We start from the raw sequence: 22746 nt of genomic DNA on the forward strand, positions 1-22746 counted from the left end.
TTATTATGCAAGATATGATTGATACTTTAATAAAATATGGTTATATTGTTTTATTCTTTTACTCTTTAGGGGGCGGGATGGTTGGAATTTTAGCTGCAGGAGTTTTAAGTTCTCAAGGAAAAATGGATCTTAGTTTTTGCATTGCTCTTGCTTTTATTGCTAATACCATAGGTTCAACTTTGCTTTTTATACTTGGAAAATATTATAAAAAAGACATTATGCCTTATTTTAAAAAACACCGACGCAAGATAGCCCTTGCTATGATAAAAACAAAACAACATGGAATTATTTTACTTGTAACTCAAAAATTTATTTATGGTTTAAAAACTTTCATTCCCATAGCTGCAGGTATGGCAAAATATAATTTTATTAAATTTTTTATTATCAATACTCTAGCTAGTTTGGCATGGGCTATTGTTCTAGGTTTTACTGCTTATACTTTTGGGTATGTTATTGAAGCAATTTTTGATAAACTGAGTTTATATCCTTATGCTGCTCCTTTATTTTTATTATTTTTAGCCGGAATAATTTGGCTTTATTTAAGTAAATTTTCTAAAAAATAATGTCTCTATGGAATTCTTTTTCTTACTCTTTTAAAGAATTTCATTATTTATTTTTCTCTGTTGTTGTTATTTTTATTTTTAATATCCTTTTAGAATATAATAATTTTTTAAACTTTAAAAACCAAAAACATTACCTTATAGACAACGCTCTATTAACGCACCAATATATAAAATATAATAAAAAAAATAAAAAATACTGGGTTTTAAAGTTACAAACTGAAAACTTCACTTTTTATACTACAAGTTTTAAGGATTTAAATTTAAGCAAGAATCAATTTTTAAGCCTTAGAATTATCACCCATAATATTAACTTTAAAGACTATCTGAGTAAAAGTTTTTACGCACCTTCTTATGATTTTGAAAAATTAAAAGAAAAAGAATACAATCCCATTATATCTTACTTCTTAAATCAACATACAAATGAAAAGATTAAAGAATTTTATGGTGCTTTATTTTTTGCACTGCCCATATCTTTAGAGCTTAGAAACGATGTAAATTACTACGGTATAGCACACCTTATAGCAATTAGCGGTTATCACATAGGCTTACTTTTTAGTTTAATTTTCTTTATTTTAGCTCCAATTTATAGTTTTTTCCAAAAAAGATATTTTCCTTATAGAAATTTACGTTTAGATTTAAGTATTTTAATTTTTGCACTACTTTTAGCTTATGCTTGTTTAATAGGATTTGTCCCTTCTTTTGTGCGCTCCTTGATTATGGCTTTTTGGGTTTTTTATCTATTGTGTAAAAATATAAAAATCATTAATTTCGTTACGCTTTTTTGTAGTATTTTATTGTGCATTTCTCTTTACCCTAGACTTTTATTTAGTATTGGATTTTTATTTTCTATTTTAGGTGTTTTTTATATTTTTTTATATATGCATCATTTTGCAAATAAATTTAATAATCTTATAAATATTATTTTGCTTAATATTTGGACTTTTTTTGCTATGGTTTTACCTGTGCTTTATTTTTTTCCACTTATAAGCTACCAACAAATTTTAGGTATTATTTTGAGTGGAATTTTTGTAATATTTTATCCTTTAGTATTATTTTTGCATCTTATAAACTATGGAGATTTGCTCAATTTTATCTTAGATGAATTTTTTAAATTTAAAATTTATGGAACTAATATCCATATCCCATTTTGGATTTTTATAAGTTATCTTATTGCTTCTTTAATCTCTGTGCGATTTAAATATCTAGCTTTTCTTTGTATTTTTGCGAATTTTATTCCCTTCATTATGATTGTGATTTAGAAAATAATAGAGTTTAAACCCAAAAAGATAAATAATCCAAGAAATATAAATCCAAATAAAAAAGAATAAAATAGTAGAAAAAGATCCATAAACGCTAGCGTATGTTTTATTATATACCACGTAATATACAAATAAATTTTTTCCTATATACCAAATAGTACCCGCTCCAAAAGATACTAAAGCTAAACTTTTAAGAGTTCCCTTATGAACAGAACTTGAATAAGATATAAAAAATAAACCCCAAATAATTACAAAGGGTAAAATTTCAAAAAAATTAAACCCTATTTTATAATCATCTAAAGTTTGTTGGATAAAACCTGAAATATAAAAACTAAGCCCAAGCCCCAAAGGAACAAGAGTTAAAAGAGTCCAATAAGAACTAATACTTTGCCAAAGTCCTTTAGGTTCATTTTTAGTAATGCGATTGATTACAAAATCATAGCCTGAAAAAAAAGCTAAAGAAGTAAATGCCATAGCAATAAGACCTACAATACCCAAATTTACACTATTTTTTAAAAAAGTATCGATGTAGGTAGCAACAACATCTTGTTGCGTTGGTATTAAAAAAGCAAAAATTACTTGCTTTGCTTTTTCATAATAAGCTTTAAAACTGGAAATTTGCGTAAAAACAGAAAAACATACAAATAAAATAGGTATTAAAGATAATACAGTATAAAAACTAAGCGCTGCTGCATAATTTAAAATTTCCTTATCACGCAAATTTAGTAAAATAGTAAAAAAATTTTTCACCTTCTAAAGTCCCATTTTAAAAGGATTTAGTATATTATTTGGATCAAAAGCTTTTTTAATATTTCTCATTAAATTCATTTCGGCTTCAGAAAAAGCTAAATTCATAAAAGGTGCCTTAGAGAGTCCGATACCATGCTCTCCGCTTAAAGTTCCTCCAAGTTTCACTGTTAATTTAAAAATCTCTTCCACAGCTTCATAGCCTTTTTTCACCTGCTCTTTATCATTTTTATCAGGAACCATAACATTAGTATGCACATTTCCATCCCCTGTATGTCCAAAGCAAGGAATTTTAAAACCATATTTTTTAGAAATCTCATCTATACCTTCAAGCAAAGTAGGTAGTTTAGAACGCGGAACTGTAATATCTTCATTAAGTTTTAAAGTTCCATACATGGCAATGCTTTGAGAACAATTTCTTCTAGCAAACCAAATATCTGCGGTTTCTTGTTCATCTTTTGCTATTTTAAATTCGCTAGCGCCAGCTTCTAAAAAATAATATTCTAAATTTCTTAAATCCTCATCAATAGCCTCTTTAACATTACCATCCACATCAGCAATCAAAATAGCTCCAGCTTCTATAGGCAAACCTTTATTAAATTTGCTCTCAACCGCTCTAATGCTAAGATTGTCTAAAAATTCCATAGATACAGGACTTACACCGCTAGCAAGACTTTTGTAAACCGCATTCATAGCACTTTTTACACTTGGAAAAATAGCAAAAGCAGTTTTTTTAAATTTAGGCAAAGGTATTAATTTTAAAGTAAGCTCACTTAAAACTGCCAAAGAACCTTCACTAGCGATTAAAATTCCTGCCAAATTATAACCTGCTACATCTTTAATAGTGCGTTTCCCTGCACGAATGATTTCTCCGCTAGGCAAAACAGCCCTTAAAGCCATCACATAATCTTTTGTAATGCCATATTTTGCAGCTCTCATTCCCCCAGCATTTTCGCTTACATTACCCCCTAAGCTTGAATACTCCATGCTAGCAGGGTCAGGTGGATAAAAAAGTCCGTATTTGGCTACTTCTTTTTGTAAATGTATATTAATAACCCCAGGTTGCACAACAGCCACTAAATTTTCAAGATCAATTTCTAAAATTTTATTCATATGCTTTTCAAAAGCAAGCACCACCCCGCCATTAACAGCTAAAGCTCCTCCTGTAAAACCAGATCCTGAGCCTCGCGGTATGACTATGATATTATTTTCATTACAAAATTTTAAAATTCGAGCAATATCTTCTTCATTTCTTGGAAAAAGAACCCCATCGGGTAAATAATGTTTTTTTGTCGCATCATAGCTATAAGCTCTTTTGTGAATTTCATCAAAATAAGCGTTTTCTTCTCCTAAAAATCGTTTAAAATATTGTTCAAATTCTTTTTTCATGTTTATTGCACCTTAGGAAGATTAATCAAAGCATCATAATACCTATAATAATTTCCTATTTCTTGAGAGTTAAAATCAAAAAAATTACTTTTATATCCACCTATACGAGAATAAAAAGGAACCTGAACGCTAGTTGGCTTGCTTATAGGCACTTCATAAAGCTTATTAAAATCTTGACAATCCACAACTTCTGCATGATTTTCCAAAGCCACAACCAAAATGCCGACCGCATTATCATCACAAAATTGCCTAAAATCTGAACGCTTAGGAGAAAGAGTAGCCGTTCTAATTAATTGTGCTCCAAAAATATCAATATGGGTAAAATATATCTGCGGAAATTCTCTAACAAGTTCATTATAAGTTTGTTCATCAGGAGCAATTACCAATCCTCTATCATAAAGAAAATTTAAAACAACCTCATCACCTACTTTAGGTAAAACATTTGGTAAAGGCAAAGCATCTTGCTTAAGAGCTGAAAAAACACTAAATTCTAATTTTGCCAAACCATTTTTTTTATCTATAACACTTGCTCTAGCGATGATACTTTGCGAATTGCTAAAATGTTGCACTACTACGCCACTTGAATAAAGTTTTATATCATCACTATCTTTAATATAACCATAAATATCATCAACTTTTACAAGTTCACTTTTTATAGGTTTTAAATCAAATCCAACCGCAAAGAGGCTAAGGTTTAAAGCTAAAAAACACACTATAGTTTTAAACAAATTTGCTCCTTAAATAAAAATTTATAGAATTATAATCCTTTTTTGTTAAGCAATTGTAAGAAAAATAAAGTAAAATATAGCTTTCAAATTTCAAAATTCTTTTAAAAATTAAGGTTATCTCATGAAAAAATTATTGCTTTTATTTATTTTTGTTGTTCAAAGTTTTGCAGCTTTAAGTGTTGAAGAGCTAACTTGGGATAATGGAGATACCTTGCTTAAATTCCTACAAAGAAATTCCATACCTATGTCGCTTTATTATGGACTTGATAGAGAAGATCAAGAACTTGCTTCTGATATAGCCTATAAAATAAAATATCAAGTTTTAAAAGATGAAAACAACAACATAGAACAAGTTTTAATTCCAATTAGTGATGATTTACAAATTCATATCTATAAAGATAAAGATGGACAATACACTCTTGCTTTTACTCCTGTATCTTATCAAAAAGAAGATAGAATTTTACATTTAACCATTAAAAGCTCTGCTTATCAAGATGTCTATGAAGAAAGTGGTAGCAGTACTTTAGCTCGTGCTATGGTTCGTGCTTTTCGAGGAAGTATAAATTTTCGCAATATCCAAAAAGGTGATGAAGTAACCCTATATTATGAACAAAAAAGACGCATGGGTAAACTTTGGGGTGATATAAATATAAAAATGGCAATGGTAGAAATCAATAAAAGCGCTAGAGAAGTCTTTTCTTATAATGATATATTCTATGATCGTGATGGCAAAGAATTAGAATCTTTTTTACTTACAAAACCTGTGAATTACACTAGAATTTCTTCTCCTTTTACAACAGCAAGATATCATCCTATATTAAAACGCTATCGTGCCCATCTTGGTATAGACTATGCTGCACCTACTGGAACTCCTGTGAAAAGTGCTGGCAAAGGAGTAGTAACCTTTATAGGCACAAAAGGTGGTTATGGAAATGTAATTCAAATCAAGCATGACTCAGGTTATATGACTTTATATGCTCATCTTAGTCGTTTTGCAAAAATTAAAAACGGACAAAAGGTAAATCAAGGACAAGTAATTGCATATGTTGGTTCAACAGGTATGAGCACAGGTCCTCATTTGCATTTTGGAGTATATTTAAATAATAAAGCTATAAATCCTGCATCTGTTGTAAAAATCGCCAAATCAGAACTTAGTGGAAAAGCGAAAGAGAATTTTAAACATATCATAGCTGGATACGAGCAGGTTGTTAAAGAAGCCCTAGCCTCGAATCAACCTAATCCTCCAAAAGAAGAAGATTTTGAAAACTATATAGAATTTTAATTACTCAATAACGCTTTATCTTTTGCATTGATTAAAGAATGTAGAAGAGTTGCAAGCTCTTCTTTTTCTTTTTCATTAATTTCACAAAAATCTGCATCAATCAATTGTTTCACCAAAGCTTCATTTAACAAATCTCCATCGCCAAATTCTCTAGCTTTTTGAATGATTTTTAACACCCTTAAATCTTTTCTTTCATACATTTTAATCCTTTAAATAAACCACACTCACAAAACGCTTAGTCGTTTTATCACGACGATAAGAAAAAAAACTCTCATCATCAAAGCTACAAATTCCACAATCTTTAATATTTTCAATGCCTAAATTTTGCGCTTGAAATTTTACTAAAGCTTTTAAATCAAGTTTATCATCTTGAACAAATTCTTTAAATTCTTTTTTAGCAAATTCTAAAATTTCTCCATCTATTTCATAATTTTTAGCACAAATTCCAGGCAGGATAAAAAGATGAAATTTATTCTTATCTAAATGTGAATTTTGCATAGTAATTTGATCAACGCATTCTTTTAGGATATTTTCAAAGCTTCCTTTTCTACCTGAATGCAAAGCTGCTATAATACCACTTTCATGATATAAAATCAAAGGCAGACAATCCGCACTTAAAACACAAAGAGCGATATTTTTTTCCTTGCTTATAAGTCCATCACAACTGAGATTTTTTAAATTTTCATCATAAATGATAACTTTATGAGAATGAATTTGATCCATAAAAACACATTTTTCAATATCTTTAAAACCTAAATGAGAAAATAAATTCTCATTATGAATTTTAGCTCTAAAAACATTATAATCCTTATCAAAAGCACAAAAAATACCGACTTTATCATTTTCTAATAAAGATAAGAAATTCTTTCGACTTCTTCCCATGATAATCCTTTGTTTTTACCTTGTAATTGTGCATAAATATAACGAGCAAGCAAATCACTTTCTATATTGATTTTTCTACCTACTTGATAGTCTTTAAAAAGCGTTTCTTTAAAGGTAATAGGAATAATAGTAAGCCTAATACCATTTTTTAAAATTTCATTGATAGTAAGACTTACTCCATCAACAGCTATACTTCCTTTTTCTGCCATAAATTTCATAGCTTCTTTGGGTAAAGATATATGAAAATCTACTCCATTTTCATCTTTTTGAATCTTTTCAAGTGTGCCGATAAAATCAATATGTCCTTGCATAAGATGTCCATCGATTCTATCGCCATATCTTAAAGCAGGTTCTATATGAACTTTATCTTTTAAATTCTCTATAGCCATATGAGTGCGACTTTCACGAGAAAGCTCCACTTCAAAACCCGCTTCATAAAGTTTTGTTACACTTAAACAAGCTCCATTTACGGCTATGCTATCGCCAAGATTTGGGCGATATTTTGCTTTTAAGCTTAAAGTATTATTTTGATAAGATTGAACTTTAGCAATTTCTCTTATGAGTCCATTAAACATTTTTTACCTTAAAAAATCTTATTTAATAATTTATTCACCGCTTTATCAACTTTATCGCCAGTACTTTTAGCACCGTCACTCACACCGCCACCCACTACATTTTTAATAGAATTTAACACGCTTCCTGCATTTAAATTTACTTTAGGATTTTCCGTAGTTCCTGTAATACTTCCTTTAAAATTAGCTCTATCGAGTTTAATATCAAAAGGCAAATTTAAAGCCCCGCTTTTAGAATTTAAAGCTCCTGATTGTACTAAAATATAAGAACGATCTGCTTGCATATTAAGATTAAGCTTGATATTTTCTTTTTTAATCAAAGCTTTAGCATTAGCAGTGCGATAAACATCATTGGTAATATCTTTTAGTGTTAAAATTTTTAAAGCATTGGTAATAAGATTTGGTTTTAATTTACCCTCTTTCATATCCAAATTAACCTCGCCTTCTTCGCTTAAAAGATTGTAATTTGCCTTCATGTCCGCCTTACCTTGATAAATATCCATAAAATCCAAACCCTGAGCTAGACTACTTAAATCCACTCCGTTTAAATCAGCAAGTAAAAGGTTATCTTTAAATGTGCTTTGAAGTTTTCCTTCAAATAAATTTGGACTATTTACAACAAAATTTAAACTCTTATCAAAACCTACCTTTCCATTAAATTCTGCCTTACCTTTAAGTTTTCTATCTAACAAAAAGCCTAGTTTTGAAAAATCATTTATCTTTAAATTAAAATCCGAATTTAAAAGCATCTTACTTATATCAAAACTTCCTTGTAGTTTTGTAAGATCAGCTAAAGATGAATTTAAAACAGAATCAAATTGAGCGATATTGTTTTTAAAATTAATTTTGGTATTTAAATCATAACTTGTATTGTTTGGAAAATTTTTATTTAAAATTTTACTTAAAGTTGCAGCATTTAAAATACCCTTAGCTTCTAAATTTGCTTTACCATTAAGATTGTTAAAATCGATATTATCTAAATTAACTTTTGCATTAACAATCCCACTGGCATAATTTGGCATACCTGTTATAACAAAAAGTTTAGATAAATCAAGTTTATCAATGTTTAAATCAAGTTTTTTACCATTTGAATCAGCCTTGATTACACCATCTGCCAAATTTGCATTTGCATTTAAATTTTGTACTTGAGTGCCTATAATATGAGCTTTTGCAGTAAGATCTGCCTTACCTTGTAATTTTTGTCCTGCTATAGCACTAAACTGAGACAAGTCATCAATAAAAGCATTTAAATCTGTATTTAACTCACTATTTTTTAAATTATAAGTTCCTTGAAGTTTTTTGATATTAAGCAAATTTGAAGCAAGTAAAGCATTGTAAGAAATATTACTATTTTTTGCATTTGCTTTAGCATCAAAACTAAAAATTGCATTTGGAAGTTCTATTTTAGCTATTTTTTTAAGCTCATTGGTGTTAATCTTTGCATTGTTTATTTTTGCTTCAAGATCAAAATTAGAAAAATCCAAATCTGCATTTAGAAGTTTAGCATTTAAATTTCCAGAAACCAAAGCTCCGTATCCTGCAAGAGCTAATAATTTTTCCAAACTTGCTTCATTAATATCTGCAAAAATTTTATTATTTTTCAAACTTGCCTTTACCTCTCCACCAAGTCCGATAACTTGAGCATTTAAACTTGATAAGGCATTATTTACAACACTTGTTTGACCTATCACATCCAAACTACCATTTAGTCTAGTTTTTGTAAGTTTTTCAAGCTTTACAAGAGAAGGAATACTTAAATTAAAATCAGTACTTAAAGCATTCTTGCTAATATCATAAAGAGTTTTTTGGGTTTGTAAGTTAAGATAATCATTGTAAATTTTACTTACAGCATAAATCTTATCTTCTTTAACATTGGCCAAAATTTCTGCTTTAGGATTAGAATTTAAAGGCAAGTCTAAAGAAAAATCTTTTTTTATCGCCTCATAGTTTATATAACTTGTATCAAGTTTTATGATGATATTTCCATCAGGTTTTAAATTCTGTGCTGAAATTTTTGCTTGAGCATTTAAAAAACCTTTAGCGTAACTAGGGTAAGATAAAAGATGAAGTATTTCTTCTATCTTAAGATTTTGCGCATCTAAATTTAAAGCAATAGGGCTGTAATTATACATTCTTGCATTTAAAAGTACATTTGAACCTAGTAAATAACCCTTTCCATCTAAAGTAAAATCACTTGCTTTACCTTGAATCTTACCGCCAAAAGAAAGGTTTTGATTTAAATTTAAACCTAAATTTTTAGCATAATTTTGATTTAAAGAAATAAGATAGTCAAGATCAAATCCAAGCTTAAAAGGACTCAAAGCTCCCTTAAGATTAAAATCTGCCATATTTGCGATATTTGCTTGCAATTCAAGGCTTGAAAAACGTAAATTAAAATGCGTGATATTTACATCTAATCCCGCACTTTCTTTGATCTTTTTTTGCGCTATATTTGCCACTATATTATTACCAAAACTTGTGAAAAGTATGGTATAAATAGCAATCAAAAGCACAACAACAAAAGCTATAACTCCATAAAAAATCTTTTTCATTTTTATCCTTTAGTTTATTTTATAAAATAACTTTAGTCTATAAAACTAAACTTTTATAAATATTTTAATTTAAAGTATTGACAAAATTCATTTTTTATAGTATGATATTATCACTCTAAATAAAAGAGTGCTAAAATCAATATTTTTAAGGATGGACAAAAATGAATTTTCAACCTTTAGGAAAGCGTGTTCTAGTCAAACGCGTAGAAGAAACTAAAACAACAGCCTCAGGCATAATTATACCAGATAATGCTAAAGAAAAGCCTTTAATGGGTGAAGTAGTAGCAGTAAGTAAAGAAATCACTGATATTGCAAATGGTGATAAAATCGTGTTTGCTAAATACGGTGGAACAGAAATTAAACTTGATAATAATGAATATTTAGTTTTAAATTTAGATGATATCTTAGGAATTTTAAAATAATTTATAAAATAAGGATAAAAAATGGCAAAAGAAATTATTTTTTCAGATGAAGCAAGAAATAAACTTTATGAGGGCGTTAAAAAACTTAATGACGCGGTAAAAGTAACTATGGGGCCAAGAGGACGCAATGTTTTAATCCAAAAAAGCTTTGGTGCTCCAAGCATTACTAAAGATGGCGTAAGTGTTGCTAAAGAAGTAGAGCTTAAAGATAGTCTTGAAAATATGGGTGCTTCACTCGTAAGAGAAGTAGCGAGTAAAACAGCTGATCAAGCAGGCGATGGAACAACTACTGCAACGGTTTTAGCTCATGCAATTTTCAAAGAAGGTTTAAGAAATATCACAGCAGGTGCAAATCCTATCGAGGTAAAACGCGGTATGGATAAAGCTTGCGAAGCTATAGTAGCAGAACTTAAAAAACTTTCTCGCGAAGTAAAAGATAAAAAAGAAATTGCACAAGTTGCTACAATCTCAGCCAACTCTGATGAAAAAATCGGAAATTTAATCGCTGATGCTATGGAAAAAGTGGGCAAAGATGGTGTTATCACTGTTGAAGAGGCAAAATCAATCAATGATGAATTAAATGTAGTTGAAGGTATGCAATTTGACAGAGGTTATTTAAGCCCTTATTTTATCACTAATGCAGAAAAAATGACAGTAGAGCTTTCAAGCCCTTATATCCTGCTTTTTGATAAAAAAATTACAAATTTAAAAGATTTATTACCGGTTTTAGAACAAATTCAAAAAACAGGCAAACCACTTTTAATTATCGCTGAAGATATTGAAGGTGAAGCGCTTGCAACTTTGGTTGTAAATAAACTTCGCGGTGTTCTTAATATTTCAGCAGTGAAAGCTCCAGGTTTTGGCGATAGAAGAAAAGCTATGCTTGAAGATATAGCGATTTTAACAGGTGGAGAAGTGATTTCTGAAGAACTTGGAAGAACTCTTGAAAGTGCGACTATACAAGATCTTGGACAAGCTTCTAGTGTAATCATCGATAAAGACAATACAACCATAGTAAATGGTGCAGGCGAAAAAGCAAATATTGATGCGAGAGTCAATCAAATCAAAGCACAAATTGCTGAAACAACTTCAGATTATGACAGAGAAAAATTACAAGAAAGACTTGCAAAATTAAGTGGTGGTGTTGCAGTTATTAAAGTAGGTGCAGCAACTGAAACTGAAATGAAAGAGAAAAAAGATCGCGTTGACGATGCTTTAAGCGCTACTAAAGCAGCAGTTGAAGAAGGTATAGTAATCGGTGGTGGTGCAGCGCTTATCAAAGCAAAAGCTAAAATCAAACTTGATCTACAGGGTGATGAAGCAATTGGCGCAGCTATCGTTGAAAGAGCTTTAAGAGCACCTTTAAGACAAATTGCTGAAAATGCAGGATTTGATGCAGGTGTGGTTGTAAATAGCGTAGAAAATGCTAAAGATGAAAACACAGGATTTGATGCTGCAAAAGGTGAATATGTTAATATGCTTGAAAGTGGAATTATCGATCCTGTTAAAGTAGAAAGAGTAGCTTTACTCAATGCAGTTTCTGTAGCTAGTATGCTTTTAACCACAGAAGCAACAATTAGTGAAATTAAAGAAGATAAACCTACTATGCCAGATATGAGCGGTATGGGAGGAATGGGTGGCATGGGCGGAATGATGTAATATCTGCTCTAACCTCTTATCAGCAAGGATTTTCCTTGCTGATTACCAATTTAATTTAAAAACACTCCCTTGATTTTCTACAGATTCGCAAATAATCTTAATATCATTATCATCACAAACTTTTTTTACCAAAGAAAGCCCTATACCAAATCCTCCTTGATCGGTATTAAATCTTGTATATCTATCAAAAATATGATTTAAATTTGACTTTGAAATTCCACAACCTGTATCCGCAATACTTAAAAAATTGGCTTTCAAAATTATAGAAATTACTCCACCTTTTTTATTGTATTTAATAGCATTGCTTATAAGATTATCAATCAATTTAGAAATTTGACTTTTAGGAGCAAAAATATTTGCTTGATTTAAATCAAGCTTTAGTGTAATTTTTTTTTGCTCAAAAAATACTTTAAAATATTCCAATCTTTCTTCAAGTAGTATTCTTAAATCAAATTTTTGTTTTTCTGTTTCTAAGGTATTAGGGAAATTATAAAAAACAAGATCAGAATACACTTGAGACAAACTTTTTGCAGCAAGCTTAATCCTTGTAAATTTAGCATTATCTCCTAAATTTTGATGCTCAAGTTGTTCTATACTCATCAAAATAACACTTAATGGGGTATTGAGTTCATGAGTTGAATCTTTAATAAAACGATTTAGTGTGCTGATTTTATCCTCCAAAGGCTTTAGAGCAATTTTTACTAAAATATAAGATATTAAACCCAATATGCAAAAAGCCATAATAGCAAAACCAAAAACTTTCGTTCTAATCCAAAAAAGATCTTTGCCAACATCTTCACCCTGTATTAAAATTTGCAAACCATCGTTAGTATTTACTTCTTCATTGCTAGCATGTCTTAAAAAATAATGATCTGCACTCATAGGAGCAAGGAAAAAAACCTTATTATCACAAATACCTCTACCTTTAAGCTCTATCTTTGCCTTTCTTAAATCAAAATCTATATTACTAAAAACAATCTTTTTAACATCAAATATAGCAAATTTTAGTGCTGTGCTTTGAGCAATATTTTTTGCACTTATATCTATAGGGGTAAAACGAGAATTTAAGATGCTTATAACAATGTTTCTATGATTTTCTCTCAAAGTGGCACCCTTTAAAACAACTAATTCTTCATATAATTTTTGATACCATAATGCAAAAAAAATAGTTAAAAAAATACCTGTAGTTGTTAGGTAGATTAATAAAATTTGCCTAATGACTTTTTTAGCCATAGCAATATCCCCTGCCTCTTTGATTTATAATTTTTTCTTTTCCTAAAATTTTACGTAAATTTTTCACATAAGCCCTTAAACTTAGCTCACTAGGCTCCTCATCATAATCCCAGAGTTCTTCAAAAATTCTCTCTGTACTTAAAAAGTTGTTTTTATTTTTAAGTAATAAAGACAAAAGCTTAATTTCTTTACTCGGTAAAGTCAAGGCTTTATTATTATGGTAAAGAATTTGTGTAGTAAATTCAAATCTAAATCCATCTCCTAAATCTTCAAAATCTTCATTTTTATGTGAAAAAGCTCTTTTAAGCAAAGCTTTAACCCTGATAGATAACTCGGCAAGTTCAAAAGGTTTTTTTATATAATCATCACAACCTGCGTCAAAGCCTTGTTTTAAATCGTTTGTTGTGTTTAAAGAAGTCATGAAAATTGCTGGAGTTTGCTTTCCGCTTTTTCTTAATTCTTTAAGTAATGAAAATCCATCTCCTAAAGGAACTTTTACATCTAAAATCCAAAGATCAAAATATCTTTCATAAGCCATATCTAAAGCTTCTTGCGCATTATCGCATAAAAATACTTCATATCCCTCATCGTTTAAAAACTCTTCAATGATCTCACTCAAGCTCAAATCATCTTCTAAAAGTAAAATTTTAGCAGCCATAATTTAAATCTTTCTAACTTCAAATCTCTTAAATATATATCATTGTATCAAAATTCTTATCAATTATTTAATAAAATTTCATTTTTATTTAATTTATTTTTATCTATAATCCTTTCATACAAATAAATTTTTCCTTAAGGAGTTAAAATGCTTCCAAAATGGGATAACAGCTATAGTGTGCACAATGCTAAAATTGATGAGCAGCATAAAAAGCTTTTTAAACTTGCTGCAAAAGTTGAAGTTGTATCAGATAGATCTGTAAGTAAAAATGAAGTCAAAGAACTTTTGGCTGAATTTTTTAATTATATGAAAGATCACTTTAATGATGAAGAAAAATACATGCAGCTAATAGGCTATCCAAATTTAGAAGAACATCGAAAAATACATAAAGAAATCATCCAAACCATGATTAATTTAATCAAAGATATCAAATCAACCAATGATCTTAAAGAAAAACTTTATATAGTGGCTAAAAAGTGGCTTTTAGAACACATACTATATGAAGACATGAAAGTTGAAAAATGGAGAAGTTCTTCTTTGTCTACAGATGATGGTGGCGATGTTAGCTTTGAAGCAGCAGAAGATGAAGATAATGAGCATCCACAATTTTATCTTTATACCTGTAATTGTCCTGGTAAAATTCACGATGTTCCTTATAGCATTCATCAAAAAATAGAATTACAAGGTCATAAATTTACTTGTAAAACTTGTAAACAAGCTATAAAATTTTACAAAAAATATTCTTAAGGAGGATAAAATGAAACGCAATGTAAAAACTTATTCTTTTAGAATGCCTTTAGAGCTTAAGGAGCGTTTGGATAATTTAAGTAAAAATCTTTCTAAACCAAAATCAACCATAGTAAAAGAAGCCATAGAGGCTTATCTTAATGAAGTTGAAGATTTTTCTTTTGCTGTTAATGCCCTAGAAGAACTTAAAGATGGGGATTATCAAAAGGCAAGTAAAAAAATAGATAAAATTGTCAAAAATCTTAAACAAACAAAATAAAAACTTTATCACAATTTTTTTATGATAAAGACTTATTAATTTTTTATATTAAAATACATTTATGAATATTAAAAATGGAGTTAAAAAAGTGGCTCCGGATGTAGGATTCGAACCTACGACCAATCGGTTAACAGCCGACTACTCTACCGCTGAGCTAATCCGGAATATTTAAAAGTAAAATGTGATTATAGTGAAATTAAAAAACTTTGTCAAGGGTTTTTTCACAAAAATGCATTTTTTATGTAAAAAAATTAATTTACTCCTTAACAATAACACTTTTTAAATTTCTAAAATAAAACAAATTTACCCCATCTTCATATAAATAATCAAGCTTCATTCCATGTGTTTCTAAAATAGTATTTACAATATAAAGCCCTAATCCAAAACTTGATTTTTGTTTTGATCCTTGAGTAAAAGCTTGAGTATAGTATTCTAAAGTATTGTTAAGCTCAGGACCACGATTTTTAAAACAAATATAATCATCTATAATATCAATTTGCACAAACCCATCTTCAGAATGTTTAATACCATTATCTATCATATTTTTAATCGCCGTAGTAAAAAGTTTAAAATCCACATTTACAAAAAAACTTTCTTCCATAAAAATACGTATATTGCTATCATCTCGCATTGCAATTTCTTTGGCTTCATCTAAAACATCTAAAATATTGTATTTTTTTCTATTTATAAAAGCAGCCCCTGAAGTAATTTGCTCAATAGCAGCAAATTCATTAATTAAAATTTCAAGTCTAGTAAAAACCCCATTTAAGCGCTCTTTATATTTATTATCTTCTATCATTTCTAAAGTTAAGAGCCCTTTAGTAATAGGAGTTTTGAGTTCATGCATAATATTTCTTAAAAAAAACTGACGAGATTGGTTTAACTTTCGAATTTGAACAATAGCTTGATAAAAAGCTTCACTTACTTGTGAAATTTCATCCACCCCAGTGCTTACATCTTCTATATCACCAAGCTTTCCTTGGGCAAATTTATCAATTTGTTTTTTAAGTCTTTTAAGTGGTTTTAATTTTTTAAATATATAAATATAAAGCAATACAAGAATACAAATCACAGCTACAGCTATAGCTTTGATAATAAAATACCTATAGGTTTGATAATCTTGATCCTTATAAAGATAAACCTTTCCATCATAAATAATATTTAAATACACCTGTCTATTATAAGAAATAATCTCGATTAAGCCATTGTTAACCTCAACCCTAGCTAAAACATCACCTCTAAAAAGAATTTTACGGATCTGCTTTGCTTCTGTTATCTCATCCATTTTATTATAATTTTTTGTCTGCTCTTCAAATTCTTTTTCACTGATAACTCCTGCAAAATTTAAGAGCCTTGCATTAGCTATCAAAGAATATTTTGTATTTAATTCTCTAGTATAATTTTGCTGATCATATTCTATAAGCCACAAAAAGCCAAGTACAACACTAACCCCAGCAAAAATAAAAATAAAAGTTATAGTATAAAAAATCGAAGATTTATTCATTGAGTAAGCTTATAACCTATTCCACGTATAGAGTGAATATATTTTGGAGTTTTTGGATCATCTCCCATCTTTTGACGAATTCTACTGATAATAACATCTATACTTTTATTACTAGAATCCTCACTAATAGAAGAACAATTATAAACAAGCTCTTCACGACTTACCACTCCACCCTCTTTTTTAATCAAATAGCTTAAAATATCAAATTCAGCATTAGTTAAAGTAAGCTCTTGTCCTTTCATGGTAATAATATGCTTATATTGATCATAAACAAGATCTTTTACACTTTTTGCTATGGCGCTTTTTGTATTTGAAATACGTCTTAAATGACTTTTAATACGTGCTTGTAATTCTTTTGGATTATAAGGTTTTGGTAGGTAATCATCTGCTCCAAGCTCTAAAGCATTAACCTTATCTGTAATATCATGTCTTGCGCTTGAAACAATAATAGGCGTATCATACTTTTTACGAATCTCTTCACACACTTCAAGCCCATCAAGCCCTGGCAAAGAAAGGTCTAAAATGATAAGCTGATATTCTTTTAATGCAAGCTTAGAAAGACCTATATAAGGTTCATGAGCTATATCAACTTTCATATCAAATTTTTCCAAATATTCAGCTGTAATTTCTGCTAATTCTAAATCATCTTCTATCATAAGAATATTTGTCATAGTTTTCCTTTATTTTAAACTTAATTTTAATTTTAAACTAAAATTTATAACGAAAGGAAAATCCTTCCGTTATTTTTATTTAAGCAGAAGCAAAGTCGCAAAACCATTGCGATATACCCAAACTTTGGTAAATTCTTTTTTATTAACTTGTTTTAAAGCTTGTTCTAAATCTTTTAAATTTTTAATTTCACTTTGTCCAACACCTATGATAATATCACCCTCTTGGAAACCAGAATTTTTTCCTTTGCTCTTTTCTTTAACACTATCAACCAAAACACCATTAACATCTTTTGGAATTTGCAAACGATCCTTAAGTCTTGGATCTAAATTTCTCAAACTCAAACCATCAATCAAATCGCTTTGTACGCCTTTAGGATTTTCTTTTTCACCTTTAAGAATAAAACTTGCTTGCTTATTTTCTCCATCTCTTTCGTAACTTAATGAAATTTTTTGACCAATCTCTAAAGTTCCTATATAATTTTTAAGATCAATAGGACTTTTTATAACCTTATCATTAACTTTAGTAACTAAATCTCCACGCTTAAGCCCTGCTTCATCAGCACTTGAACCTTTTTGAACATCAGTGATTAAAGCTCCTTCTTGATTTTTGTAAGCTTTTTTAGTATCACCTTGCAAAGCTAAAATAGTCACACCTAAAAATCCTCTATCAATCTTGCCTTTTTCAATAAGTTTTTTAGCTATATCTTTAACCATATTTGAAGGTATGGCAAAACCTATGCCGTTATTTCCACCACCACGAGAAAGAATAGCTGAATTAATACCTACTAAATATCCGCGACTATCCACCAAAGCTCCACCTGAATTTCCTGGATTGATAGAAGCATCTGTTTGTATAAAATTTTCATATTGATTTAAACCTATATTGTCTTTATTTAAAGCAGATATTATCCCACTTGTAACACTAAAACCAACTCCAAAAGGATTTCCAAGTGCAAAAACAACATCTCCTTCCATTAAATCATCAGAATTTGTAAAAGTAATAGCTGAAAGATTATTAGCCTCTATTTTTATAACAGCCAAATCTGTTTTTGGATCTTTACCTATAAGTTTTGCTTTATATTCTATGTCGCTTCCTGGTAAATTCACTGTAATCGTATCAGCATCATCTACAACGTGATTATTTGTTACTATATAACCATCTTTTGAAATAATCACCCCTGATCCCAAAGAACTCACCACCTCTTTATCATTTTTTCCTTTTCTTTGAGGAAAATCAAAATCAAAAAATTGTTTAAAATAAGGATCATTAAAAAAATCATCCAAAGGGCTTGGACGATTTGCTCTTGTAATAGTTTTTGAGGTGGAAATATTAACCACTGATTTTTTTGCATCTTTAATAGAATCATGATAAGAAAGCACTGCATTTCCAGCGGCAGGATTCACACGATTAGCCGTTGCAGTCGATTCGTTAAAATTAATACTTGCAGCAAATAAAGCACTTGCTAAACTTAATGATAAAAAAATCTTTTTCATTTCATTTCCTTTTGTTCTTAAAGATAAATTATCTCGTAAAATATTTTACTGTCTTCATAGTATAAAACCGAAAATTTACAAAATTGTAAATAAAACCTTGAGTGATAAAAATTTATAAAACTTGATTGACTTAGGCTAAAGTTTATGTTATAATTTAATCCTCTATATAATCAAGTAAAAATTTTTAAGGAAATATAACATGAATAGTTTATACGAAACTCTTGGAGTTAGCAAAAACGCTAGTGCAGATGAAATAAAAAAAGCTTACCGTCGCCTAGCTAGAAAATATCATCCTGATATCAACAAAGAAAAAGGTGCTGAAGAAAAATTTAAAGAAATTAATGCTGCTTATGAAATTTTAAGTGACGAAAAAAAACGAGCTCAGTATGACCAATACGGCGATTCTATGTTTGGTGGACAAAGTTTTCATGATTTTTCAAGAAATACTGGTGGGGTAAATTTGGACGATATTTTAAAAGATCTCTTTGGAGGAGGCTTTGGTGGACGCTCAAGAGGGGGTTTTAACGGCTTTTCTTCAAAAGGCTTTAGCAGTGGTTTTGGAGGATTTGGAGGTTTTGAAGAAGAAATTTTAGACAGCAATCTAGAGCTTCACATTCCTTTCGAAAAAGCTGTTAAAGGCGGGGAACATAGTTTTAATTTTCAAGGCGAAACCATTAAATTTAAAATTCCACATGGTATAAAAGAAGGCGAGAAACTAAGAATTCGCTCTAAAGGAAAACAAAGCAGAAATGGAGCTAGAGGAGATTTAATCATTATTGTAAAAATAGAAGAAAGTCCTATTTACACAAGAGAAGATGATGATTTATATCAAAAGGTTGATATTTCTTTAAAAACTGCACTTTTTGGTGGAAAAATAAATATAAAAACACTCAAAGAAGGCAAGGAAGAAGCAACAATTAACATAACGCCTAATTCAAAAAATAACCAAAAAATTCGTTTAAAAGGTTATGGTGTGCAAAATAGAAAAAGTGATATTTATGGGGATATGTATTTGATTTTAAATGTTGTTTTGCCAAATTTAGATACCCTTGATGAAAAATTTATAGAACTCTTAAAAGAAAAATTACCTTAAAGAAAGGAATAAAATATGGAACAGCATTATGATGAACCTGTATATTTAATCAGTGTTGTGGCTAAAGTTTTAAGCATACATCCACAAACCTTAAGGCAATACGAAAGAGAAGGATTGATAGAGCCAAGTAGAACCGATGGCAAAATAAGACTTTATTCTCAAAGAGATATTGACCGTATTAAACTTATATTGCGTTTAACAAGAGACATGGGAATCAATCTTGCTGGAGTAGATGTTATCTTAAAATTGAAAAACCAACTTCACGAATTTGAAAATTTAATTGATGAACTACGCTTAGAATTAAGCAAACAACAAGATAAAGAAGCGGCTAGTAAAGCCGTTGTTAAGCATAAAAATAGCTTTGATTTGATTTTTTATGAGAAAAAATAAAAAATAATGGATAATTTTTTAGAAATTTTTTTAATCACCGTTGCTATAGCTATAGTTTTAAATGTCATATTTAAAAAATTTGAAATTCCAACTATCATTGGATATATAGCTGCTGGAGAAATCATTTCTGAAATTTATCATTTAAGTGGCAAAGGCGAAATCACCCATATAGCCGAATTTGGTATAGTGTTTTTAATGTTTACCATAGGGCTTGAATTTTCTTTTAAGCATTTAATGGCAATGAAACAAGAAGTTTTTTTAAACGGCTCTTTGCAGATGCTTACTTGTGGCTTTGTTTTTATGTTACTTGCTATAGGAATTTTAGGACTTGGAGATAAAAGCGCTACTATAGTAGGCTTTGCACTAGCACTTTCTTCAACCGCAGTGGTGCTTAAAATTTTAAATGATAATGGCGATATCAATGAGCAATATGGTAGAAAAGCATTGGGAATTTTGCTTTTTCAAGATATAGCCGTTATTCCTTTGCTTTTGCTTGTAGATATTTTTTCATCCAACAATCAAAACATAGAAAAACTCCTTTTTACCACTTTAATTTCAGCACTTATTTTAATCACTTTATTATTTTTCATAGGTAAATATCTAGTGGATAGAATTTTTAGACTCATTATCCACACTTCTTCTCAGGAAATTTTTATTAGTACTGTTTTATTTATGGTTATTGGAGCAAGTTTTTTAGCAAATTATTTTGGATTTTCTTATTCTTTGGGTGCTTTTATAGCAGGTGCTTTGATAGCAGAAACAAAATATAAACACAAAATAGAAGCGGACTTGATCCCATTTAGAGATTTGCTTTTAGGGCTTTTTTTCATAACTGTAGGCATGCAAATTCAACTTGATGTAGTGGCACAAAATTGGTTTTTAATCATAGTTTTAACCCTTCTTGTAATGGCTTTAAAATTTGGCATAGTTTTTGGCTTTTTATTTCTTTACACCAAAAAAAGAGTAGCGCTTAAAACAGCTTTTGCCATAGCTCAAATTGGCGAATTCGCCCTAGCAATTTTTTCTCTTTTACAAGCAAAAAATATGCTTGATATCAAAACTTCACAAATTTTAATTGTTGTTTCTATTTTAACCATGATTATCACACCTTTTATTTTAAACAATATAAGAAAAATTACCAATGTTGTAGAAGATATAGCACTTAATACCAACACTGTGCAAAATATTGACAGCAATATCAAGCTTAAAAATCATCTTGTTGTTTTTGGCTACGGACGCTTAGGACAAGAAGTCGTACAAAAAATCAAAAACACAGGCGTACCTTATCTTGTTTTAGAAAGTGATTTAAATTTAGTAGAACTTGGAGTTAGTCGAGGTGAAAATGTCGTTTTTGCCAATGCTGCTCAAGAAGAAACCTTAAAAATTGCCAATATAGAAGAATGTGCCGTAGCTATTATCACAGTTACAAATGAAGCTAAACTTGAAATTTTATGTCAAGTGCTAGCTAATTATCCAAAACCTATAGACACCATCATTCATGTAAATGGAACTTTAAAAAAGATGCTTTTTTCTAGCATAGATGAAAATATACGCATCATTCGCTCTGAAAAAGTAATCGCTAGAAATTTAGTTCAAGAAGCGCTAGAATGCCGCATTCACAAAAATACCTAAGGAAGAATTTTGACAAAAAATGAAGAAAAAGCCTTACGCGTAAAATACCTAAGAAATCTTGAAAAATTTTTCAATGGCGCTATATCTGCACTTAAAAAAGAAGATTTTGATAAAACTAAATTTGAAGAAAGAATGTTAAAAAATGCTAAATTTTTTGAAAAAAATCCCGCGGTAAATCTTAACTCAACCTATGCAAAAAATCTTGAATTTTTTGTCAATGCTTGTTTAGATTTTTCCAAAGAAAAAAACGAGCTTTTAAATCTTGCCAATGCTTTAGATAAGCAAAAAAAACAAGGTGGGAAAAAAGAAAAACATAAAAATTATTTAAAGGATTATGAATGATTAATGTATTTTTTGATATGGATGGAACTTTAATCGATAGTGCAAATGCCATTTCTTGTGCAGTCAATGAAATAAGACAGGATTTAAATCTAGCCCCACTTTCAAGAGAAATCATTATGCAAACCATCAATACTCCCAATATTGACTGGGCAAAAGAACTTTATAATATAGAAAATTTCCATCATTCTAATTTTAAAGAAGGCTATGAAAAATATTTTGTCAAGCACTATGAACAAAGCGTGGTGCTTTTTGAAGGAGTAAAAGAACTTTTAGAATTTTTAAAAAGCAAAAATTGTTTTTTAGCTATTGCTACTAACGCCCCACAAAGCTCACTTTCAAACATACTTAAAAAACACGATATCATTCCTTATTTTGATAAAATTTTAGGCGTAAGTTTAGGCATAGAACCCAAACCTCATCCTATGATGCTAGAGCTTTTAAAAAGCGAGGCTCCATATAAAACAAGCGTTTTTATAGGAGATAGTCAAAAAGATAAAGAATGTGCTAAAAATGCTAATTTGCCTTATTTTCATGCCAAATGGTATCAAAAAAATTTAAAAGAAAATGAATTTAGCAACTCTAGTGAACTTAAAGGCTTTTTGCAAAAGTATTTATAAGTTTTTTAATGAAATTTTAGTTAAAATTAGAAATAAATTTTAAAAAGAGTA

Annotated in this window: 24 protein-coding genes and 1 tRNA gene; 12 read left to right on the plus strand and 13 right to left on the minus strand. The window is 29.6% G+C overall.

The annotated features are described in order from the left end of the window. Nucleotides 1–5: 5 nt before the first annotated feature. Together FBF11_RS05915 and FBF11_RS05920 are read left to right on the plus strand one after the other, a co-directional pair. Complete coding sequence (locus FBF11_RS05915) at nt 6–563, plus strand: DedA family protein (protein WP_002856055.1); 558 nt, start codon at nt 6–8, stop codon at nt 561–563. Continuing rightward, nucleotides 563–1822, plus strand: a complete 1260-nt coding sequence (locus FBF11_RS05920; protein ID WP_002873165.1) for a ComEC/Rec2 family competence protein — start codon at nt 563–565, stop codon at nt 1820–1822. Before FBF11_RS05915 ends, FBF11_RS05920 begins: the two co-directional genes overlap by 1 nt. On the opposite strand, the gene FBF11_RS05925 is transcribed toward FBF11_RS05920, so the two are convergent. Genes FBF11_RS05925 through FBF11_RS05935 form a run of 3 tightly spaced genes read right to left on the minus strand, consistent with a single transcriptional unit; the run spans nt 1766 to nt 4686 of the window. Continuing rightward, the gene (locus FBF11_RS05925) at nt 1766–2572 is read right to left on the minus strand and encodes a YihY/virulence factor BrkB family protein (RefSeq protein WP_168977467.1); all 807 of its coding nucleotides are present in this window, start codon (nt 2570–2572) and stop codon (nt 1766–1768) included. The genes FBF11_RS05920 and FBF11_RS05925 overlap by 57 nt on opposite strands. Nucleotides 2573–2575: 3 nt before the next feature. Continuing rightward, nucleotides 2576–3958, minus strand: coding sequence for an FAD-linked oxidase C-terminal domain-containing protein (locus FBF11_RS05930; RefSeq protein ID WP_002874588.1), 1383 nt, complete (start codon nt 3956–3958; stop codon nt 2576–2578). A gap of 2 nt (nt 3959–3960) precedes the next feature. Continuing rightward, nucleotides 3961–4686 (minus strand): plasminogen-binding N-terminal domain-containing protein, encoded by a 726-nt coding sequence (locus FBF11_RS05935; RefSeq protein WP_002852692.1) that lies wholly within the window; start codon nt 4684–4686, stop codon nt 3961–3963. A 121-nt stretch (nt 4687–4807) separates the two neighbouring features. Here FBF11_RS05935 and FBF11_RS05940 point away from each other — a divergent pair, with 121 nt between their 5' ends. Next, entirely contained in the window at nt 4808–5968 is a 1161-nt protein-coding gene (locus FBF11_RS05940) for a M23 family metallopeptidase (RefSeq protein WP_002852845.1), read from the plus strand. Here the strand turns inward: FBF11_RS05940 and FBF11_RS05945 are convergent. The 4 genes from FBF11_RS05945 to FBF11_RS05960 are packed head-to-tail and all read right to left on the minus strand — an operon-like array spanning nt 5965 to nt 9974. Next, nucleotides 5965–6168, minus strand: a complete 204-nt coding sequence (locus FBF11_RS05945; protein ID WP_002852756.1) for a hypothetical protein — start codon at nt 6166–6168, stop codon at nt 5965–5967. The two genes, FBF11_RS05940 and FBF11_RS05945, sit on opposite strands and share 4 nt — an antisense overlap. 1 nt (nt 6169) lies before the next feature. Beyond that, the gene (locus FBF11_RS05950) at nt 6170–6850 is read right to left on the minus strand and encodes a polyphenol oxidase family protein (RefSeq protein ID WP_002852800.1); all 681 of its coding nucleotides are present in this window, start codon (nt 6848–6850) and stop codon (nt 6170–6172) included. Further along, a complete protein-coding gene (locus tag FBF11_RS05955) occupies nt 6814–7425 on the minus strand; it encodes a riboflavin synthase (protein WP_002868565.1) in 612 nt (203 codons plus the stop codon). The genes FBF11_RS05950 and FBF11_RS05955 overlap by 37 nt, the downstream gene beginning before the upstream one ends. Before the next feature lie 8 nt (nt 7426–7433). Beyond that, nucleotides 7434–9974, minus strand: coding sequence for a hypothetical protein (locus tag FBF11_RS05960; RefSeq protein ID WP_002874587.1), 2541 nt, complete (start codon nt 9972–9974; stop codon nt 7434–7436). Nucleotides 9975–10135: 161 nt separating this feature from the next. Here FBF11_RS05960 and groES point away from each other — a divergent pair, with 161 nt between their 5' ends. Then, nucleotides 10136–10396, plus strand: coding sequence for a co-chaperone GroES (gene groES / locus FBF11_RS05965; RefSeq protein ID WP_002825273.1), 261 nt, complete (start codon nt 10136–10138; stop codon nt 10394–10396). 21 nt (nt 10397–10417) lie between these two features. Then, entirely contained in the window at nt 10418–12055 is a 1638-nt protein-coding gene (groL, locus tag FBF11_RS05970; RefSeq protein ID WP_002858047.1) for a chaperonin GroEL, read from the plus strand. Nucleotides 12056–12097: 42 nt separating this feature from the next. Here the strand turns inward: groL and dccS are convergent, their stop codons facing one another. Then, a complete protein-coding gene (gene dccS / locus FBF11_RS05975) occupies nt 12098–13288 on the minus strand; it encodes a two-component system sensor histidine kinase DccS (RefSeq protein ID WP_002868563.1) in 1191 nt (396 codons plus the stop codon). After that, entirely contained in the window at nt 13281–13946 is a 666-nt protein-coding gene (dccR, locus tag FBF11_RS05980) for a two-component system response regulator DccR (protein WP_002853205.1), read from the minus strand. Before dccR ends, dccS begins: the two co-directional genes overlap by 8 nt. A 147-nt stretch (nt 13947–14093) precedes the next feature. Here dccR and FBF11_RS05985 point away from each other — a divergent pair, with 147 nt between their 5' ends. Together FBF11_RS05985 and FBF11_RS05990 are read left to right on the plus strand one after the other, a co-directional pair. After that, nucleotides 14094–14693 (plus strand): bacteriohemerythrin, encoded by a 600-nt coding sequence (locus tag FBF11_RS05985; RefSeq protein ID WP_002859294.1) that lies wholly within the window; start codon nt 14094–14096, stop codon nt 14691–14693. Nucleotides 14694–14703: 10 nt separating this feature from the next. Further along, on the plus strand, nt 14704–14952 hold the full coding sequence (locus FBF11_RS05990; protein ID WP_002853192.1) for a ribbon-helix-helix domain-containing protein: 249 nt from the start codon (nt 14704–14706) through the stop codon (nt 14950–14952). An 89-nt stretch (nt 14953–15041) separates the two neighbouring features. Here FBF11_RS05990 and FBF11_RS05995 read toward each other — a convergent pair. From FBF11_RS05995 to htrA, 4 genes are all read right to left on the minus strand, one after another. Next, nucleotides 15042–15116: transfer RNA gene (locus FBF11_RS05995), tRNA-Asn, on the minus strand. A gap of 92 nt (nt 15117–15208) precedes the next feature. Further along, nucleotides 15209–16456, minus strand: a complete 1248-nt coding sequence (locus FBF11_RS06000) for an ArsS family sensor histidine kinase (RefSeq protein WP_002868562.1) — start codon at nt 16454–16456, stop codon at nt 15209–15211. Further along, nucleotides 16453–17127 (minus strand): response regulator transcription factor, encoded by a 675-nt coding sequence (locus FBF11_RS06005; protein WP_002853196.1) that lies wholly within the window; start codon nt 17125–17127, stop codon nt 16453–16455. The genes FBF11_RS06000 and FBF11_RS06005 overlap by 4 nt, the downstream gene beginning before the upstream one ends. Nucleotides 17128–17202: 75 nt before the next feature. Further along, nucleotides 17203–18621, minus strand: a complete 1419-nt coding sequence (gene htrA / locus FBF11_RS06010; protein WP_052789982.1) for a serine protease HtrA — start codon at nt 18619–18621, stop codon at nt 17203–17205. Nucleotides 18622–18820: 199 nt separating this feature from the next. Between htrA and FBF11_RS06015 the strand changes: the two genes are divergently transcribed. From FBF11_RS06015 to FBF11_RS06035, 5 genes are read left to right on the plus strand one after another with little or no spacing between them, the layout of a single operon-like run. Next, nucleotides 18821–19714 (plus strand): DnaJ family protein, encoded by an 894-nt coding sequence (locus FBF11_RS06015; RefSeq protein WP_002860449.1) that lies wholly within the window; start codon nt 18821–18823, stop codon nt 19712–19714. A 15-nt stretch (nt 19715–19729) separates the two neighbouring features. Next, entirely contained in the window at nt 19730–20104 is a 375-nt protein-coding gene (hspR, locus tag FBF11_RS06020; protein WP_002853230.1) for a heat shock transcriptional regulator HspR, read from the plus strand. A gap of 6 nt (nt 20105–20110) precedes the next feature. Beyond that, entirely contained in the window at nt 20111–21736 is a 1626-nt protein-coding gene (locus FBF11_RS06025) for a cation:proton antiporter (protein WP_052813940.1), read from the plus strand. A gap of 9 nt (nt 21737–21745) precedes the next feature. Then, the gene (locus FBF11_RS06030) at nt 21746–22078 is read left to right on the plus strand and encodes a hypothetical protein (protein ID WP_002859298.1); all 333 of its coding nucleotides are present in this window, start codon (nt 21746–21748) and stop codon (nt 22076–22078) included. Further along, complete coding sequence (locus FBF11_RS06035) at nt 22075–22695, plus strand: HAD family hydrolase (protein WP_002871670.1); 621 nt, start codon at nt 22075–22077, stop codon at nt 22693–22695. Before FBF11_RS06030 ends, FBF11_RS06035 begins: the two co-directional genes overlap by 4 nt. Nucleotides 22696–22746: the final 51 nt, after the last annotated feature.

The sequence above is a fragment of the Campylobacter sp. CFSAN093224 genome (assembly GCF_012897395.1).
In the GTDB taxonomy this organism is placed as follows: domain Bacteria; phylum Campylobacterota; class Campylobacteria; order Campylobacterales; family Campylobacteraceae; genus Campylobacter_D; species Campylobacter_D jejuni.